Annotated in this window: 15 protein-coding genes; 8 read left to right on the forward strand and 7 right to left on the reverse strand. The window is 59.9% G+C overall.

The window, feature by feature from the left end:
* A partial coding sequence (locus AAC126_RS10240) for a calcium-binding protein (RefSeq protein WP_339852958.1) occupies nt 1–638 on the forward strand: 638 nt, incomplete at its 5' end.
* A 269-nt stretch (nt 639–907) separates the two neighbouring features.
* A complete protein-coding gene (locus AAC126_RS10245) occupies nt 908–2587 on the forward strand; it encodes a methyl-accepting chemotaxis protein (protein WP_339852959.1) in 1680 nt (559 codons plus the stop codon).
* 77 nt (nt 2588–2664) lie between these two features.
* Here AAC126_RS10245 and rpsD read toward each other — a convergent pair whose 3' ends face one another.
* Nucleotides 2665–3279 carry a 30S ribosomal protein S4 gene (rpsD, locus tag AAC126_RS10250; RefSeq protein ID WP_339852962.1) on the reverse strand — a complete coding sequence of 205 codons (615 nt, stop codon included), beginning with the start codon at nt 3277–3279 and terminating at the stop codon, nt 2665–2667.
* Between the two features lie 257 nt (nt 3280–3536).
* Here rpsD and AAC126_RS10255 point away from each other — a divergent pair, with 257 nt between their 5' ends.
* On the forward strand, nt 3537–4262 hold the full coding sequence (locus tag AAC126_RS10255) for a TerC family protein (RefSeq protein ID WP_339852965.1): 726 nt from the start codon (nt 3537–3539) through the stop codon (nt 4260–4262).
* Nucleotides 4263–4277: 15 nt separating this feature from the next.
* Here the strand turns inward: AAC126_RS10255 and AAC126_RS10260 are convergent, their stop codons facing one another.
* On the reverse strand, nt 4278–5054 hold the full coding sequence (locus AAC126_RS10260; RefSeq protein WP_339852967.1) for an RNA methyltransferase: 777 nt from the start codon (nt 5052–5054) through the stop codon (nt 4278–4280).
* A 3-nt stretch (nt 5055–5057) separates the two neighbouring features.
* Complete coding sequence (gene cimA, locus AAC126_RS10265; RefSeq protein WP_339852969.1) at nt 5058–6671, reverse strand: citramalate synthase; 1614 nt, start codon at nt 6669–6671, stop codon at nt 5058–5060.
* A gap of 246 nt (nt 6672–6917) precedes the next feature.
* Here cimA and AAC126_RS10270 point away from each other — a divergent pair, with 246 nt between their 5' ends.
* Complete coding sequence (locus tag AAC126_RS10270) at nt 6918–7517, forward strand: hypothetical protein (protein ID WP_339852972.1); 600 nt, start codon at nt 6918–6920, stop codon at nt 7515–7517.
* A gap of 10 nt (nt 7518–7527) precedes the next feature.
* Here the strand turns inward: AAC126_RS10270 and cysS are convergent, their stop codons facing one another.
* The 4 genes from cysS to AAC126_RS10290 form a co-directional block, all read right to left on the reverse strand.
* The gene (gene cysS / locus AAC126_RS10275; RefSeq protein WP_339853028.1) at nt 7528–8913 is read right to left on the reverse strand and encodes a cysteine--tRNA ligase; all 1386 of its coding nucleotides are present in this window, start codon (nt 8911–8913) and stop codon (nt 7528–7530) included.
* Nucleotides 8914–9072: 159 nt separating this feature from the next.
* A complete protein-coding gene (gene gltX, locus AAC126_RS10280; RefSeq protein ID WP_339852975.1) occupies nt 9073–10422 on the reverse strand; it encodes a glutamate--tRNA ligase in 1350 nt (449 codons plus the stop codon).
* Nucleotides 10419–12113 (reverse strand): NAD+ synthase, encoded by a 1695-nt coding sequence (locus AAC126_RS10285; RefSeq protein ID WP_339852978.1) that lies wholly within the window; start codon nt 12111–12113, stop codon nt 10419–10421. The genes gltX and AAC126_RS10285 overlap by 4 nt, the downstream gene beginning before the upstream one ends.
* Nucleotides 12114–12172: 59 nt before the next feature.
* Nucleotides 12173–12646, reverse strand: coding sequence for a hypothetical protein (locus AAC126_RS10290; protein ID WP_339852981.1), 474 nt, complete (start codon nt 12644–12646; stop codon nt 12173–12175).
* Between AAC126_RS10290 and AAC126_RS10295 the strand changes: the two genes are divergently transcribed.
* The 4 genes from AAC126_RS10295 to AAC126_RS10310 all read left to right on the forward strand — a co-directional run bounded on the left by AAC126_RS10295 (nt 12645) and on the right by AAC126_RS10310 (nt 16697).
* Nucleotides 12645–12932 (forward strand): DUF1330 domain-containing protein, encoded by a 288-nt coding sequence (locus AAC126_RS10295; protein ID WP_339852984.1) that lies wholly within the window; start codon nt 12645–12647, stop codon nt 12930–12932. The two genes, AAC126_RS10290 and AAC126_RS10295, sit on opposite strands and share 2 nt — an antisense overlap.
* Nucleotides 12933–13184: 252 nt before the next feature.
* Nucleotides 13185–14126 carry an ABC transporter permease gene (locus tag AAC126_RS10300; RefSeq protein ID WP_339852987.1) on the forward strand — a complete coding sequence of 314 codons (942 nt, stop codon included), beginning with the start codon at nt 13185–13187 and terminating at the stop codon, nt 14124–14126.
* Nucleotides 14123–15031, forward strand: coding sequence for an ABC transporter permease (locus AAC126_RS10305; RefSeq protein ID WP_339852989.1), 909 nt, complete (start codon nt 14123–14125; stop codon nt 15029–15031). The genes AAC126_RS10300 and AAC126_RS10305 overlap by 4 nt, the downstream gene beginning before the upstream one ends.
* Before the next feature lie 76 nt (nt 15032–15107).
* A complete protein-coding gene (locus AAC126_RS10310; protein WP_339852991.1) occupies nt 15108–16697 on the forward strand; it encodes an ABC transporter substrate-binding protein in 1590 nt (529 codons plus the stop codon).
* Nucleotides 16698–16801 lie beyond the last annotated feature (104 nt).

Consider the following 16801-nt stretch of genomic DNA (forward strand, 5'->3'; position numbering starts at 1 on the left):
GTGCCGGTGCAGACCTGCTCGACGGCGGGGCTCACGATGACAGTCTCAATGGCGGTGCTGGAGATGACACTCTCTCCGGCGGTGGCGGAGACGACATCCTCCTCGGCGGTACTGGCAGTGATCAGCTCTTTGGTGATGGTGGAAATGACACTCTCTCCGGCGGAGCTGGTATCGACACCCTCTATGGCGGGGTCGGTAATGACAGCCTCGCAGCCGGCGATGAGTTCTACTTCTTCGGAACCGGATCGCAGGAGCTCTACGGGGAGAACGGCAACGACACCCTGCAGGGTGGTGCCGGTGCAGACCTGCTCGACGGCGGGGCTCACGATGACAGTCTCAATGGCGGCGATGGAGACGACACTCTCATCGGCGGGGGAGGTGCTGATACCTTTGTTCTGTCAGGTTCAGCATTCGGTAGCGACACCATCTTCGATTTTGGCGGAGCCAATGACAAAATCGATATCTCTGCTCTTGGAGTTTCCAGCGGCGGCCTGGACAGTTCCGGCGATGGCTTCGTTACCGCAGCGGATAGCATCGCCTCGGTAAATGGTTCGGGAGAACTCGAAATCAGCTTCGACGGCGGGACACTCACCCTAACCGGTGTTAGCGCGATCGATCTGAACGACTTTATTTTCTGATGGACTAAAACCTCATCAGCAAAGCATCTTCAATTTAAAGGCCGCTCTCCAGAGCGGCCTTTTTTCTTTAGCGCCCCCAAACACACCACTCAAAACAAGCTAGAATATTAATAAAAATTCACAATCAAAACACGATCAGATGATAAATTGAGAATTTACGAAGAAAATACGTCATAAGCCTTGACCTGTTTTTATATTGCACCGCAACATCACCATACATAAGGCGTCTGATTTTGTAGCTTTTAATTAATTGGCGGGGATCAACTGAGATGCAGAAACTAAGGGTTGGCGGGCGCATTGCTGCCGGTTTTTTCATTGTCTTGCTTGCCCTGTTCGCCGTCGGGGGATTGGCATTCTGGTCCTCCCAGCAATTGTTCGGCATGACGGAAAAGCTACACCGGAACTCCCTTGCGGTGACCAACGCCGCGCTTGCCGCGAACGGTCATATCCTCGATATGCGGCGAAACATGTCTGCGATCCTGGAAATCCGCCGCGATGCAGACCGGCTGGCGGCACTTTCTGAAGAAGTCAGCGCACGCGCAGCGGATGTCGAAGCTGCATTCGCTATCGTGGAAGAGCGTTTTCTTGGCGACAAGACGCTGGTCGAGGCTGCCCGGGCGGCTTTTGCCGCATGGGGGCCGGTGCGGGACGAGGTCATTGCCCTGGTCGGCCAGAAAAAGCGCCTCGCGGCCGATGCGCTGACGAAAGAGAAAGGCCTCCCGCTCATCCAGGAGATCGACGATGACATGCATCAGTTGATCCGCATCACCAATGAGCAGGCCGACGCGTATATCGCCAACGCAACCACAGTCTTCAACAACGTCATTATCTGGATTGGCGCCGCAACAGGCGGGGCGTTCTTGCTCAGCCTGATTGCCGCCGCCCTGGCCATGCGCAGCGTCACCCGCCCCCTGCTCAGCCTCACCGAGGCCATGCGTGGTCTCGCCGACGGCGACAATGATGTCGAGATTCCCGGCACCGGCGCCGGAGACGAAATCGGCGAGATGGCGCGGACCGTTGAAGTGTTCAAAACCAATGCGATCGAGAATGCCCGCCTGCGTGACGAACAGCGTGCGATGGAGCGACAGGCCGAGGAAAGCCAGAAACAGACCATGCGCACGCTTGCGGACGAGATCGACAACCTGATCTCCTCCGTCGCCGAAAAGGTCGCGCATTCCGCCGATGCCTTGCGTAATCAGGCTGGCGAGCTGACCAGAAGCGCCGGAACAGCAAAATCGGTATCGCACGACGCCACCGATAACGCCCACCAGATGCACACCGACATCGAAACCGTCTCGAACGCCGTGTCGGAATTGTCGGACTCGTTCAGGGAAGTCAGCAATCAGGTCACGCAATGTGCCGAAATGTCCGTTTCCGCCGTCCAGACGGCCGACCGTACGGCTGGCACCGTGCAGACCCTTAACCAGGCCGTCGATCAGATCGGCGAGATCATCACGCTGATCCAGGATATCGCCGAGCAGACCAATCTTCTCGCGCTTAATGCGACAATCGAGGCCGCACGAGCCGGAGATGCCGGCAAGGGCTTCGCCGTTGTTGCCAGCGAGGTGAAAAACCTCGCCACCCAGACGGCAAAGGCCACCGTCGATATTTCCGAGCAGATCACGCAGGTGCAGACGGTAACCCGTTCCGCCTCGGATTCTATGACCGAGATCCGTGACACCATCTCCGAAATCAGCGAGCGCGTGGCCGTGCTCTCCGCCGCCGCGGAAAAACAGTCCACCACGACCGCCGATATCAGCCACACGGTACGGAGCAGCGTCGAGCGCACCGATGCCGTCCGGCAAGGCCTCGATACAGTGGGCTCGGCTATCGACCAGGCGGCAACGATCTCCGGCGGTGTATCGGAGCAGGCAGATGTCTTCGCCGCCGATGCTTCCGGTCTGCGCCAGGCGGTCTCGGGCTTTCTTGAGAAGTTGCGGATGGCCTGAACCCAGCCCGCACCATCATTCGGGAATCAAAAAAGGCCGCTCCGAAGAGCGGCCTTTTCCGTAACTGTCGTCCCGGATTAACGGGAGTAGAATTCGACCACGAGGTTCGGTTCCATGTGAACCGGATACGGGACGTCTTCCAGCTTCGGGATCCGGGTGAAGGTGCCGCGCTTCTTGTCGAGGTCGACATCCATGTAATCCGGAATGTCGCGCTCATTCGACTGAGCAGCTTCGATCACCATCGGCATCGTGCGGGACTTTTCCTTGAGCTCGACGACATCGCCTTCCTTGACCATGTAGGACGGGATGTTGACGCGCTTGCCGTTCACCATGACGTGGTTGTGGCTGACGGCCTGACGCGCGGCGAATACGGTCGGCACGAATTTCATGCGATAGACAACGGCGTCCAGGCGGCATTCCAGAATACCGACGAGGTTTTCGCCGGTATCACCGCGACGCCGTTCTGCTTCTGCAAAATACTTGCGGAACTGCTTCTCGCCGATATTGCCGTAATAGCCTTTCAGCTTCTGCTTCGCCATGAGCTGAATGCCGAAATCGGACGGCTTGCGGCGGCGCTGGCCATGCTGACCAGGGGCATATTCACGATCGTTGAACGGGGACTTCGCACGGCCCCAGAGATTGACGCCAAGGCGCCGGTCAATTTTATGCTTCGAGTTAAGGCGCTTGCCCATAACCCATCTCCTTCAGAGTTCTTTACTTTGTCCCGATAGTGCCCATGATTCTTTCGAGCCTTGGACCGGGGACCGACGGCTTATCCGCCTGCCCCACGTTCTCGGGAATTGAGGCGCGCACTATACGGATCACGTCCCCCAAGTCAAGCGCCGGAACGGCTGCCGCAACAAGGCGGTGCATGGCGGGACGGAACCGGATAAAACACAGCACGTTATAGTCTTGTTCGAGCACTGCATTCAAAGAAGGATTTCCGCGCATGGACTGGATTCTGGACCCCGCACTCTGGGCAAGTCTCGCCACCCTGACAGCGCTGGAAATCATCCTCGGTATCGACAATATCATCTTCGTTTCGATTGTCGCCGAGACCCTGCCGGAATCCCAGAGGCCCATGGCCCGGCGGATAGGCCTTGGGCTGGCGCTGATTCTGCGTCTGCTGATGCTCTCGGCCCTCGCCTGGATCGTTGGCCTGACCGCCCCGCTGGCAGAAATCCAGGGCTTCACCCTTTCCTGGCGCGATCTCATCCTTCTGCTTGGCGGGTTGTTCCTGCTCTACAAGGGCACACACGAGATCCACAACTCGGTCGAGGGGGACAATGGAAAGACAACGGCAAAAGCCGGTGCCGGGCTTGCTGGCGTGATCGGCCAGATCATTGTGCTCGACCTTGTGTTCTCCATTGATTCCGTGATCACCGCCGTCGGCATGGTCGAGGATCTGGGCGTCATGATCGCCGCCGTCGTCATTGCCATGGCTGTGATGATCGCCGCCGCCGGCCCGATCGCCAGCTTCATCGAGAATCATCCGACCACCAAAATGCTGGCCCTCAGCTTCCTGATGCTGGTCGGCGTCGCGCTTGTGGCAGACGGGCTGCATTTCCACATCCCGCGCGGTTATATCTATTTCGCGGTGTTCTTCTCGGCAGCGGTCGAGGTGCTCAATCTGGTGGCCCGGGCACAACGGAAGAAGGCGGCTGACCAGCCATAGCAGGAAGAGGGCGGATCAGCCTTTTTTCCGTACCTTGTTCTTCAACAGCGTGCTGACCACGCCATGCATCGTCCGCACATCCTGATCCGTCATCTGTGCACGGTTAAAGATATTGCGGATATTGCGGCGGATGGTCGGCGCGAGGGTCTCGGGAAACAGGAAGCCGCCCTCGTGCAGCTCGTCTTCCAGGCGGTTCAGGAAATATTCCCGGTCCTCAACGCTGGCGGGCTCGCTCTGGCCGCCCAGGACAAGATCGGGGGTCTCGTCCCCGGCCTGATACCATTCGTAACCAAGCAGCAAAACAGCCTGGGCGAGGTTGAGTGACGAGAATGCCGGGTTCAGCGGTACATGCACGATAGCATCGGCCAGAGCCACCTCGTCATTCTCCAGCCCTGACCGCTCCGGCCCGAAAAGAATGCCGCCCCGATACCCGCTGCCGATATGGCGTTTCATTTCCGCCGCGGCAGCACGGGGCGTAAAGGCCGGTTTGACCTGATCCCTGCTCCTGGCTGTGGTTGCCAGAACCAGCTTGAGATCCGCGATAGCCTCTTTCGTGGTCTCAAAGACCCTGGCGTTTTCCAGAACCGGGACCGCGCCGGCCGCCATGGCTTCCGCCGCCGGGTTTGGCCAGCCGTCGCGCGGTGCCACCAGCCGCATTTCCTCCAGCCCGCAATTCAGCATGGCCCGCGCGGCGGCGCCGATATTCTCTCCCAATTGCGGCCGGACGAGGATGACAACAGGCGCTTCCACATCACCACGGATGCCCGCCTTGCTCTTATCTGTTCCCGCCATGGCTCAGGCGTCGACCTTTGCGATGGTTCCGGACTTCAGAAGCCGGTAATTCAGACTGTCCGAGAGCGCCATGATCGAGGCGTCGATGATGTTGGCCGAAACCCCGACCGTGCGCCACATGGAGCCGTCCGGCCCGGCGCTTTCGATCATCACCCGGGTAACGGCGTCCGTGCCGTCGCTGTTCGGTGGTGGCGGCAGGATCCGGACCTTGTAGTCCATCAGTTTCACCCCGTTGAGATCGGGATAGGCCGTGCTCAATGCCTTTCGGATCGCGAGATCGAGTGCGTTGACCGGACCGTTACCGACCGCGACCTCATGCAGACGCTGCCCTGCGACCTCGACGGTCGCCGTCGCTTCGGACTCGATGACCATCTGCCCCTTCGCATTGAAGCGGCGCTCATCCATGACCCGGAACCGTTCGATGGAGAAATAGTCCGGCACGGACTCGACGGTACGCCGGGCCAGAAGCTCAAAACTTGCTTCAGCGGTATCGTAGGAATAGCCGAGGAATTCCTTTTCCTTCACGTCCTCGACCAAACGCTGGACTTTCGGATTCTTGGGATCGATCTCAACCCCGATCTCGGCAAAACGGGCAAGGATGTTCGAGCGCCCCGCCTGATCCGAGACCAGAATATGGCGCTGGTTCCCGACCAGTTCCGGATCGATATGCTCGTAGGTTCTCGGATCTTTCTGAACGGCCGAAACATGCAGACCGCCTTTATGCGCGAAGGCAGCTTCGCCGACAAAGGCCGCATGCGGGTTCGGAGACCGGTTCAGACGATCATCCAGCATGCGTGACAGCTTCTTCAGCTGCTTCATGCCCTTCGCATCCACTCCGGTCTCATAGCCCATCTTCAGGCCAAGGATCGCCGTCAGGGTGACGATATTCGCATTGCCGCAGCGCTCGCCCAGGCCGTTGATCGTGCCCTGCACCTGCCGCGCTCCGGCGCGCACGGCTGCCAGAGTGTTGGCCACGGCGTTCTCGGTGTCGTTATGGGTATGAATGCCCAGATGCGTTCCAGGAACCGCCTTGACGACATCGGAAACAATCGCCTCGACCTCATGCGGCAAGGTTCCGCCGTTCGTGTCGCAGAGTACAATCCAGCGGGCGCCGGACTCATAGGCCGCCGTTACGCAAGACAGCGCATATTCCGGATTGGCCTTGTAGCCGTCAAAGAAATGCTCGCAATCGAACATCGGCTCAAAACCGCGCTTGATCGCCAGAGCCATGCTGTCCCTGATCATCTGGACATTTTCGTCCCGATCGATCTCAAGGGCGACATCGACATGGAAGTCCCATGTCTTGCCAACCAGACACGCCGCCCCCGCTTTCGAGCCGAGCACGCCAGCAAGTCCCGGGTCGTTCTCGGCGCTGCGCCCCGGGCGCCGCGTCATGCCGAACGCGACAAGCGTTGCCCGCTCCAGCTTGGGCGGTTCGGCGAAGAACCGGTCATCCGTCGGGTTCGCACCCGGCCAGCCACCTTCGACGTAATCTATCCCGATCTCGTCCAGAGCGCGCGCAATCGCAATCTTGTCCGCCGGCGTGAAATCCACGCCGCGGGTTTGCTGACCGTCTCTGAGTGTCGTGTCGAAAAGATAGATGCGATTATCCGTCATAGGCCCGATCCTGTTATGCATGACGGTGTTTTAGCATTCCCGTCATGGCTGGCACAAAGGCATAAGCCCCGAACGGTGGAAGAACCACCCCAACACATGACGGCCAGGGCTCACCATCAGTGAACTCCGGCCCGCAAATCGGCCGTCAGCTTACGGAAGTCAATTAGCTCTTTAACTTAAATTTATCCAAATCTACATATGAGGATACTGACCGGTCCAGCCTCCCCCAAACCAGCGAGCACGCCTTTGCGAGACGATCAGTTCATTTACGCTTCCCTGGCTGCCGCCAGCCCCGACTTGCAAAAACTGCTGCCCGACACACGCGGCTACACCTTGCATAACTACACGATCACCGCTGTCCGCAATGCGGAACTCGACAGCAATCATTTCATCCATCCGCAGCACCGCTGTCTGGTGGACTGGTTCAAGTCGAAATATCGCGATGACATCAACGGGGTCTTCTACAAGCGTTTCGATCCGCTCGACGTGAAACCAGCCCTCGGCTCGATCGTTGTACTGGAGCCGACGGACAATTTCGCGGATTACCGCTACCGGCTTTACGGCTCACAGGTCGCCGACACCTATGGAGCCGATCTTACCGGTCGCACAAGCGGGGACCTGAACACGGAATCGACCCGCAACGTGCGGCCGCAATACCAAGCCTCCGCTCGCAACAACATCACGGTCTATACCGAACATGACAAGGAGCGGACCCGCGAGCTGGACAAGATCCCGCGCTGGGATCGCTGGTCCCGCCTGATCCTGCCGCTCGTCGACGAGGAGACAAAAGTCAAACGTATTCTGGTCAGCATGGTCGCGACCGAGATCCCCTACAACAGCGCATGAGCCTTACAGGCTACCCACGCCGCCAGGCCGTCCCCCCGGCCCCGTCCTCAAGCACGATGCCTGCCTCGGCAAGCTGATCGCGGACACGGTCTGCTTCCGCGAAATCCTTTTCCTTACGGGCTTCGATGCGTCGTGCGACCAGCGCTTCGATATCGGCATCGCTGAGGCTTTCGACCGAGTCAGGCGTCCAGCGGAACCAGGCATCCGGATCGCTGCCGAAGAGTCCCAGAAGTTCCCCAGAAGCTTTCAACTTGGCCTGGGCCTTTGCCTTCTTCCGCCGGGTCGGCGCCTTGTTGGCCTCCGTCGCGAGCACGTGCAGCCGGGCAATCGCAAGCGGCGTGTTCAGATCGTCGATCAGTGCATCGACCATGTGCCGGTCGGGCTTCGCCTCGGGAAGCTCATCGACCTCCACATTGCGCAGCACCAGATAGAACCGGTCGAGCGCCGCTTTCGCTTCCTTCAGACCATCCTTGGAGAAATCCATCGGTGCCCGGTAGTGAGTGGACATCAGATGATAGCGGATCACCTCGCCCTGCCAGTCCTTCAGCAGGTCGTTGACGGTGTAGAAGTTGCCAACGGACTTGGCCATCTTCTCACCCTCGACGGTGACGAAGCCGTTATGCACCCAATAGCGGGCCATCCGGTCGCTGCCATGCGCGCAGCAGCTCTGGGCAATCTCGTTCTCATGGTGCGGGAAGATCAGATCCAGCCCGCCGGCATGAATGTCGAACTCGTCGCCGAGATAGCGTGCGCTCATGGCCGAGCATTCGATGTGCCAGCCCGGCCGGCCGTAGCCCCACGGGCTCTCCCAGCCCGGTGTTTCATCGTCCGACGGCTTCCAGAGGATGAAATCGGCCGGATCTTTCTTGTACGGCGCCACCTCAACGCGGGCACCGGCGATAAGCTCGTCCCGGTTCCGCCGGGACAGCCCGCCATAATTCGGCATGGATGGCACGCTGAAGAGAACATGGCCGTCCGCCGCATAGGCATGGCCCTTCTCGATCAGGACCGAGATCATCTCGATCATGCCGGCGACATTCTCTGTCGCACGCGGCTCGACCGACGGCGGCAGCGCTTGCAGCGCGGCCATATCGGCCTGGTAGATCTCGGCGGTGCCGTCCGTCAGCTCACGAATGGTGATGCCGGATTCCTTGGCCCGCGCGTTGATCTTGTCGTCTATGTCCGTGATGTTCCGGACATAGAGCACATGCTCCTCGCCATAGGCGAGGCGCAGCAGGCGGAACAGTATGTCGACAGCAATCACGGGGCGCGCATTACCGATATGGGCATAGTCATAGACGGTCGGCCCGCACGCATAGAGCCGCACGTTCGACGGATCGATCGGCTCGAAGGTTTCTTTCTGACGCGTCAGAGTATTATGCAACTTGATGGTCATGGCGGACATCGCGCGGGCTTCCGTTTCGCGTATAATAGAGAATATTTGGGGGAACCGGACGGGGCCGGTCCGGGCGCCTAGATGCGACAGAGATCGCCGGCAAGAAACGCCGGAACATTGATCACGTCATGCAGTTTGCGCGAAAACATCGAGAATTCCTCAGGCGCGGGAGCCTTGCAGCCGTGCGAGTACTTTCTCGCGCGGGATCAAGGGTAGCAGTTCGCCCATGTCCGGTCCACGGCTTTGCCCCGTCACCGCCTCGCGCAATGGCATGAAGAGCTGCTTGCCCTTGCGGCCGGTCTCCGCCTTCACCGCGTCCGCCCATGCCTTCCAGGTTCCCTGATCCCACGGACCTTCCGGCAGGACAGCCGCAGCGGCAGCGGCATATTCCGCATCCTCGATCAGCGGATCAATCTCACCCGAACAGACACCCCACCAGAGTTTCGCGTCCGGCAGCAGTTCGAGGTTTCCCCTGACCGCCAGCCAGAAGGCTTCGCCACCGGTAATCCCCATCTCCGTCAGCCGGTCGGCAACAGCGGTAAATGCCGTGTCATGCAGGATCTTCGCATTCAGGCCATGCAGCTCCGCCGGATCGAAACGCGGCGTGGCGCGGGAGAATTTGGAAATGTCGAAATCGGCGACGAGCTGGTCGAGAGACTGCCTCGGCTCGACCGGGTCCGACGTGCCCATCTTGGCCAGCAGCGTGTTGATCGACATGGCCTCAAGACCATCGTCCCGAAGCTGCTGCAGGCCGAGCGAGCCAAGCCGTTTGGAAAGCCCCTGCCCGTCCGCGTCCGTCAGCAGGGAAAGGTGCCCCATCTGCGGCGGCACGGCATCGAGCGCCTTGAAGAGCTGGATCTGCGCCGCGGAATTGGTCAGATGATCCTCACCACGCAGGATATGCGTGATACCGAGCTCGATATCGTCGACCACGGAGGCCAGCGTATAGATCGGCCGGCCATCTGCCCGCAGCAGCACCGGATCGCTGAGGCTGGCCATGTGATAGTGGGACTCACCCCGCACCAGATCGCTCCAGCGCTCTTCCTCATGGATCAGCTTGAAGCGCCAGTGCGGCTGAATGCCTGCCGCTTCCTTCTCCGCCTTTTCCGCGTCACTCAGGTTCAGTGCCGAGCGGTCATAAACCGGGGGACGTCCGGCGGAGAGCTGCGCCTTGCGCTTCAGGCCAAGCTCATCCTGGGTTTCGTAACAGGGATAGAGCCGGCCGGAGGCCTTCAGGCGCTCAACAGCCGCGTCATAGCGGTCCAGCCGGTCCGACTGGCGGGCGAACTGGTCCCAGGTGAGGCCAAGCCAGGTCAGGTCCTCTTCGATCCCCCGCTCGTATTCCGCGGTCGAGCGCTCGTCGTCCGTATCGTCCATGCGCAACAGGAAGGTGCCGCCAGCCTTGCGGGCATACAGCCAGTTGACCAGAGCGGTCCTGGTATTGCCGACATGCAAACGGCCCGTCGGGCTTGGCGCGAAGCGGACGATTACCATGTTCGAAGAGGTCATTCTGCGGCCTTGGATACGGGCGACGCCATATAGGCGCCGAGGAAGGCATTGGTCAGCGGATAACGGCGGTCGCGGCCGAAGGCTTTCAGCGTGACCTTGACGCCCGGAGGTGCCTGACGGCGCTTGTACTCGGCACGGTCCAGCAGACGCCAGACCTTGAGCACGATCTCTGAATCATAGCCCTTGGCCACGATATCGGCGATCGGTGTCTCGTTTTCGATCAGCTCTTCCAGGATGGCATCCAGCACCGGATAGGGAGGAAGGGAATCCTCATCCTTCTGGTCGGGACGCAGTTCGGCGGATGGCGGCTTGGTGATGATCCGCTCCGGCATGACCGCACCGTCAGGGCCGAGAGCGCCGGCTGGCTTGTTCTCGTTACGCCAGCGGCAGAGCGCGAAGACGGACATCTTGTAGACGTCCTTCAGCACGTTGTAGCCGCCGCACATATCGCCATAAAGCGTCGCATAACCGACGGACATCTCGGACTTGTTGCCGGTCGAGAGCACCATGTAGCCAAACTTGTTGGACAGGGCCATCAGGGCCATGCCGCGCGAGCGGGACTGGATGTTCTCTTCGGTAATGTCGCTGTTCGTGCCTTCGAAGAAAGGCGCCAGCATCTCCTCGAACGCGCCCATGGCCGGACCGATATTGATCTCGTCCAGACGCACGCCAAGCAACCGGGACGCTTCAGCCGCGTCTTCCAGGCTTTCCCGGCTGGTATAGGGTGACGGCATCATCACGCAATGCACCCGGTCGGAGCCAAGTGCATCAACGGCAACGGCGGCACTCAGGGCGGAATCAATACCGCCCGACATGCCGATCAGCACGCCCTTGAAACCGTTCTTGTTTACATAGTCACGGACACCGCAGATCAGCGCCTGATAAAGCGCCGCGTCCCTGGTCTCGATCTCGACGGTTTCGGCCGGAGCACAGATCCAGCCGTCCGGCCCATTGCTCCAATGGGTGATAACGACCTTTTCCTGCCATGCAGGCAGTTGCGCCGCGAGAGTCCGGTCCGCATTCAGCACGAAGGATGCCCCATCGAACACCAGCTCGTCCTGACCGCCAAGCTGGTTTAGATAGACCAGCGGCAACTCGCTTTCGACCACGCGGGAAATGCCGAGCTGCTGGCGCTGATCCGTCTTGCCCGCCTCGAACGGAGATCCGTTCGGGACCAGCAGGATCTCGCCACCCGTCTCGGCAATGCACTCGACCACGTCCGGGGTCCAGATATCCTCGCAGATCGGAATACCGATGCGCACACCCTTGAAAGCAATCGGCCCCGGCATGTCGCCAGCGGCGAAGACGCGCTTCTCGTCGAACACACCGTAATTCGGCAGATCGGCCTTGTAGCGCTCGCCCGTGACCTTGCCGTCCTCGATCAGCACCATCGCGTTATAGACCCGGCCATCATCGCCGCGCCACGGTGTGCCAAGCAGCACCGCTGGTCCGCCATCCGCGGTCTCCCCAGCGAAGGTATCGACAGCAATGCGGATGCTGTCGACGAACATCGGCTTCAGGATCAGGTCTTCCGGCGGGTAGCCGCAAACATAAAGCTCGCTCGTCAGCAGCAGGTCCGCGCCCTGCTCCGCCGCCTCGGCCCGCGCGTCGCGCAGCCGTTCGAGATTGCCCTGAAAGTCCCCGACAGTCGGGTTCAACTGGGCCAATGCAATCGTAAGTGTCTCGGTCATGGCGCCTCTCTTAGCGCGGCGCGGGCAGGCTCACAAAGCGAAAACGGACGCCCAAGCGCTCACATATCAATACCGTGCCGGGCTTTGATGTCCTTCAACACCGGCATGAAATCATAGGTCGGATAGAATTCCGTATCGAACGCGCCCCAGGCGCTTTTCTCAATAGCCAGATTGACCTCCCGCAACCGGTGCCCCGGCACGCGCAGGATGGCGACCTGTCCGATCCCCATCATCACGTACCAGTTCACCACCTCGATGCCCTGCGGAGGGAACTGCTTCCAGAATTCCGAATTTTCAAGCTTCTCGTTGATTTCACTTAAGTTTTTATCCTTCTGGTGCTTCAGAAACACCGTCAGAAGGATTTCACCTTCACCCGCGCTCATACTGATCTCCCCGGTTGGATAATGGATCGACTGATAACCACATGGAATTGATGCATGGCCGGAACTGAAGCATTCGTCCCGCCGCTTGGCAACAACACCTCCCGACCCGATACTCTCTCCTGAACAGTATGAAGCCAGGGAGAGAAACATGCCGGCCGGATATATCATTGCCCAAATCGACGTTTCGGATGCCAGCGCATTCGAGGAATACCGCAAACAGGTTCCCGGTACGATCGCGCAATATGGCGGTGAATACATCGTGCGCGGCGGCAAGCAGGAAGACCTTGAGGGCACACCGAACCCGCGCACCGTCGTGGTTCGATTCGATAGCTTCGATCGCGACCGGGAATGGTATTTCTCCTCGGAATACGAAAAGCCCAAGGCTCTGCGGCAGGCTGCATCAACGGGTAATGCCGTACTCGTCGAGGGCGTCTAGAAGGCACTTAAACGGCACGTTCCCGGGCAGGTGCCGCGAACGTGCCCTGATGCATTTTTGTGCGCCGCAGCATACTTATAGCCTAAAATTTCGGCACACACTTTCAGCTTATCCTGTGTATGCTTGCCTTCCTTTTCGCTCCGTCTCGCGGGCTTTAGCCAGTTCCTGGCCAAATCACACTACCGGCCTCCAATTGGCACATGAGTTGCGACATATGCCTTCACCCTCCCAGCGACTTCAGATCGCGAAATCATGCTTAGACACATAACAAAACGACTCTTCGTTTCCATTCCCGTTCTTCTCGGCGTGTTGTTTATCGGCTTCATGCTGATGCAGGTCGTTCCGACGGACCCGGCGACCGTTCTCGCGGGGCCGACAGCCAGCGCCGCCGACATTGAGGCCATTCGCGAGTCCATGGGACTGAACGAGCCGGTTATCGTCCAGTTCGGCATCTATCTCAGCCGCGTCCTGCAGGGCGATCTCGGTCGCTCCATGATTTCCAACAGCGCGGTTGTCGACGAGCTTGCCAATACCGTCGGCCCGACCATGGAACTCATGGCGGCAAGCCTGATCTGGGCCATCCCTCTCGGTATCCTGTTCGGCACCCTCGCCGCCGTGCGGCGCGGCAAGATCTCGGACCGGATCATCATGGCCGCCTCCGTTGCCGGCGTTTCCATGCCGATCTTCTGGTTCGGCCTGATCCTGATTCAGTATGTCGGCTTCAAATGGCAGCTGCTGCCGTTTCAGGGACGCGCGGGACCCCTCTGGACGATTGAAGGCATCCGGCACATCATTCTGCCCGCCATTACTCTTGGTGGCGTCTTTATCGGCCCCGTGGCCCGCATGACCCGCACCTCACTCCTTGAGGTGCTGAACAGCGATTTCGTCCGCACGGCCCGTGCAAAAGGCGTGTCGGAACGGGTGATCGTTCTGAAGCACGCCTTGCGCAACTCGCTGATCCCGGTGGTCACCCTTATCGGCCTGCAGATCGGCTTCCTGCTCGGCGGTGCCGTGGTGACGGAAACCATGTTTGCCTGGCCCGGTGTCGGACGCCTTGCCGTCGGCGCCATCGTTTCCGCCGATTATGCCCTGAGCCAGGGAGCCATTCTCGTCCTGGCGGTATCCTTCATTGCGGTCAACATCATCGTGGACCTGCTCTACGCCGTGCTCGATCCACGCCTGAGGACATCATGAACGCCATCCCTATAACCATGTCCGCCGCCGAAGACGAACCCGGCACACCGATGTCCCCCCGCCGAAGCACGCTGCAAAAACTGAAGCGTGACAAGGGGGCCATCATATCCGCCACCCTGCTCGCCCTTATCGTGCTCGCGGCGCTGCTGGCTCCGGTCCTCTCCCCGCATGATCCGTACGACAACAATCTGCGGAACATGCTGAAACCGCCGATCTGGGCGCCGGGCGCCGTTGCCGAACACCTGCTCGGCACGGATGGACTTGGACGGGATATTCTCAGCCGCCTGCTCTACGGCACCCGGACAACGCTGATCATGGGCATGATGGCTGTTATGGCCGGCGGCATTATCGGCGCATTTCTGGGCCTGCTTGCCGCTTACTACAAATGGCTCGAAGGTCCGATCATGCGGGTCGTCGACATTCTTCTGTCCTTTCCCTCAATCCTGTTCGGCCTCGCCATCGCGGCGGTTCTTGGCTCGGGCATTTTCTCCATTACCATCGCCCTGACCGTTTCGGCCGTGCCGACGATCGCGCGGATTACCCGCGGCGCCGCCGTGGTCCAAATGCAAATGGAATACATCACTGCCAGCCGCGCCATCGGCATGAGCGATGCCCGGATCATCTGGTTTCATCTGCTGCCGAACAGCGCTTCGACAATTTTCGTCTATCTGACGCTCCAACTTGGCCAGACCATCCTGCTGGGCGCCGCGCTCAGTTTCATCGGTCTCGGGGCCCAGCCGCCCACCGCCGAGCTTGGCACCATGGCGTCGGAAGGGCGGAACTTCCTGTTCTTCGCTCCGCACGTTTCGACCATCCCCAGTCTGGCGATCCTGGTCATCGTGCTCTGCTTCAATGTGTTGGGAGATGCGCTGCGGGACGTCCTTGACCCCCGGCTGCGTCAGTAGGAACGCGCCCGGGTCCAGCCCCGGGCCGAAACCGGTTGCCGCCCGGCATTCCGGAACAAAAAAAGGAGGCTTCACTATGGAACTTCGCAAGTTTCTGCTTCGCGCCGGGGCCGTCGCCCTGACCGCGATTCTACCCTTTGCGACGCCTGCCGTCGCCGAAACATCGATCAGCGTTCTGCGCACGATCGATACAGACCGCTACGATCCGCACACATCCACATCCCGCGCGACCGCGGAAGTGATGTTCATGATGGGCGATACTCTGGTCGCCCTTGCCCCCGACATGAAGACGATCCGCCCCCTGCTGGCGGAATCCTGGAAGGTGTCCGAAGACGGCAAGCTCTACACCTTCAAGCTGCGCGAAGACGTTACCTTCTGCAGCGGCAAGAAGCTGACCGCCGCCGACGTCAAGGCGACCATCGATCGCTGGCTCGCGCTGGATAAAGGCGTGGTCAAGAACCGCGCCGGTGATGTGAAGGAAATCCGGGCTGTCGGCGACTATGTCGTCGAATACGAGCTGGAGCAGCCCTATTCCGAACTGCTGTATCAAATGACGCAGCATTTCCACACGATCCTCAATATCGACGAGGTGAACGAACTCGGCGACGATTTCGGCGTGAAGGGCTTTGACGGAACCGGCCCCTACTGCTTCGAAAGCTGGGAGCCGCGCAACCAGCTCGTCATGACCAAGCATGACGCCTATCACTGGGGGCCGGATTTCTACAAGAACACGGGCCCGGCGAAGATCGATAAGGTCGTCTGGAAAATCGTTCCGGAAGACAATAACCGGGTTGCCGGCCTTCAGACCAACCAGGGCGATCTCACTCAATACCTGCCTTACTGGGCGATCGACCAGCTTGAGGCCAACCCGCAGATCTCCGTGACCTCCCCGCCGTTCTACTTCTGGACCTACTATGTCGGCTTCAAGATCACGCGCGATATCGTGAATGATCTCGAAGTCCGCAAGGCGATCAACCTCGCCGTCGACCAGCAGGCCATGGCGGAAGGCCCGTTCTTCGGTAAAGCCGAAGCAGCTCATGCCTACACCCATCCGGGCACGCTCGACTACGCGGCCGACCAGATCGATGAGAGCCTGTTCGGATACGATCCGGAAAAGGCCGCCAAGATCCTCGACGACGCCGGCTGGAAAATGGGCTCGGACGGGTTCCGCGTGAAGGACGGCAAGAAGCTGGAGCTGGTTGCCTACAGCTTCTCCAACATCTGGCGCCAGGTGATGGAAGCCCTGCAGGGCGATCTCCGCAAAGTCGGCATCGACCTCAAGGTTGAAGTGTTCGACGCCACGGTGATCTGGGGCAAGCTGAAGACCCAGGATTTCGATCTCTACACCATGAGCTATCCGTATGTTTCAGCGGGCGATGCTCTGAACCTCTACTTCCCGTCCACCAACATGCCGACGCCGAACCGGATGAACTGGGACAACGCCCAGACAGACGAATGGCTGAAGGAAGCACGCGGCGCCCTGACCGACGAAGCGCGCGCGGCAGCCTATGCAAAGGTCGAGAAGCAGGTGCATGACGCCGTTGTCTGGATCCCGATCGTGCACGAGCCGATGTTCGTCGCCGCCGGCCCGCGTCTGAAGCCGGTTGAGGCCCATGGCATCTACGGCGCCGGTCTCTACAAGGGACTGAGCCTCGAGCTGAAATAAGCTTTAGAGACACACTCGATAAGAGCGGAGCAGGATGATCCTGCTCCGCTCTTTTTTTGAAGGAATGCAACTTTCGGAACTATTGACCCGATTATTTTCCTGTT

This window comes from uncultured Nisaea sp., assembly GCF_963974195.1.
Taxonomy (GTDB): Bacteria; Pseudomonadota; Alphaproteobacteria; order Thalassobaculales; family Thalassobaculaceae; genus Nisaea.

Excerpts from the sequence above, each read along its gene's own strand:
- AAC126_RS10245 (WP_339852959.1), top strand. The coding sequence starts at position 908 with ATGCAGAAACTAAGGGTTGGCGGGCGCATTGCTGCCGGTTTTTTCATT.
- rpsD (WP_339852962.1), bottom strand. The coding sequence starts at position 3,279 with ATGGGCAAGCGCCTTAACTCGAAGCATAAAATTGACCGGCGCCTTGGC.
- AAC126_RS10255 (WP_339852965.1), top strand. The coding sequence starts at position 3,537 with ATGGACTGGATTCTGGACCCCGCACTCTGGGCAAGTCTCGCCACCCTG.
- AAC126_RS10260 (WP_339852967.1), bottom strand. The coding sequence starts at position 5,054 with ATGGCGGGAACAGATAAGAGCAAGGCGGGCATCCGTGGTGATGTGGAA.
- cimA (WP_339852969.1), bottom strand. The coding sequence starts at position 6,671 with ATGACGGATAATCGCATCTATCTTTTCGACACGACACTCAGAGACGGT.
- cysS (WP_339853028.1), bottom strand. The coding sequence starts at position 8,913 with ATGACCATCAAGTTGCATAATACTCTGACGCGTCAGAAAGAAACCTTC.
- gltX (WP_339852975.1), bottom strand. The coding sequence starts at position 10,422 with ATGACCTCTTCGAACATGGTAATCGTCCGCTTCGCGCCAAGCCCGACG.
- AAC126_RS10285 (WP_339852978.1), bottom strand. The coding sequence starts at position 12,113 with ATGACCGAGACACTTACGATTGCATTGGCCCAGTTGAACCCGACTGTC.
- AAC126_RS10295 (WP_339852984.1), top strand. The coding sequence starts at position 12,645 with ATGCCGGCCGGATATATCATTGCCCAAATCGACGTTTCGGATGCCAGC.
- AAC126_RS10290 (WP_339852981.1), bottom strand. The coding sequence starts at position 12,646 with ATGTTTCTCTCCCTGGCTTCATACTGTTCAGGAGAGAGTATCGGGTCG.
- AAC126_RS10300 (WP_339852987.1), top strand. The coding sequence starts at position 13,185 with ATGCTTAGACACATAACAAAACGACTCTTCGTTTCCATTCCCGTTCTT.
- AAC126_RS10305 (WP_339852989.1), top strand. The coding sequence starts at position 14,123 with ATGAACGCCATCCCTATAACCATGTCCGCCGCCGAAGACGAACCCGGC.
- AAC126_RS10310 (WP_339852991.1), top strand. The coding sequence starts at position 15,108 with ATGGAACTTCGCAAGTTTCTGCTTCGCGCCGGGGCCGTCGCCCTGACC.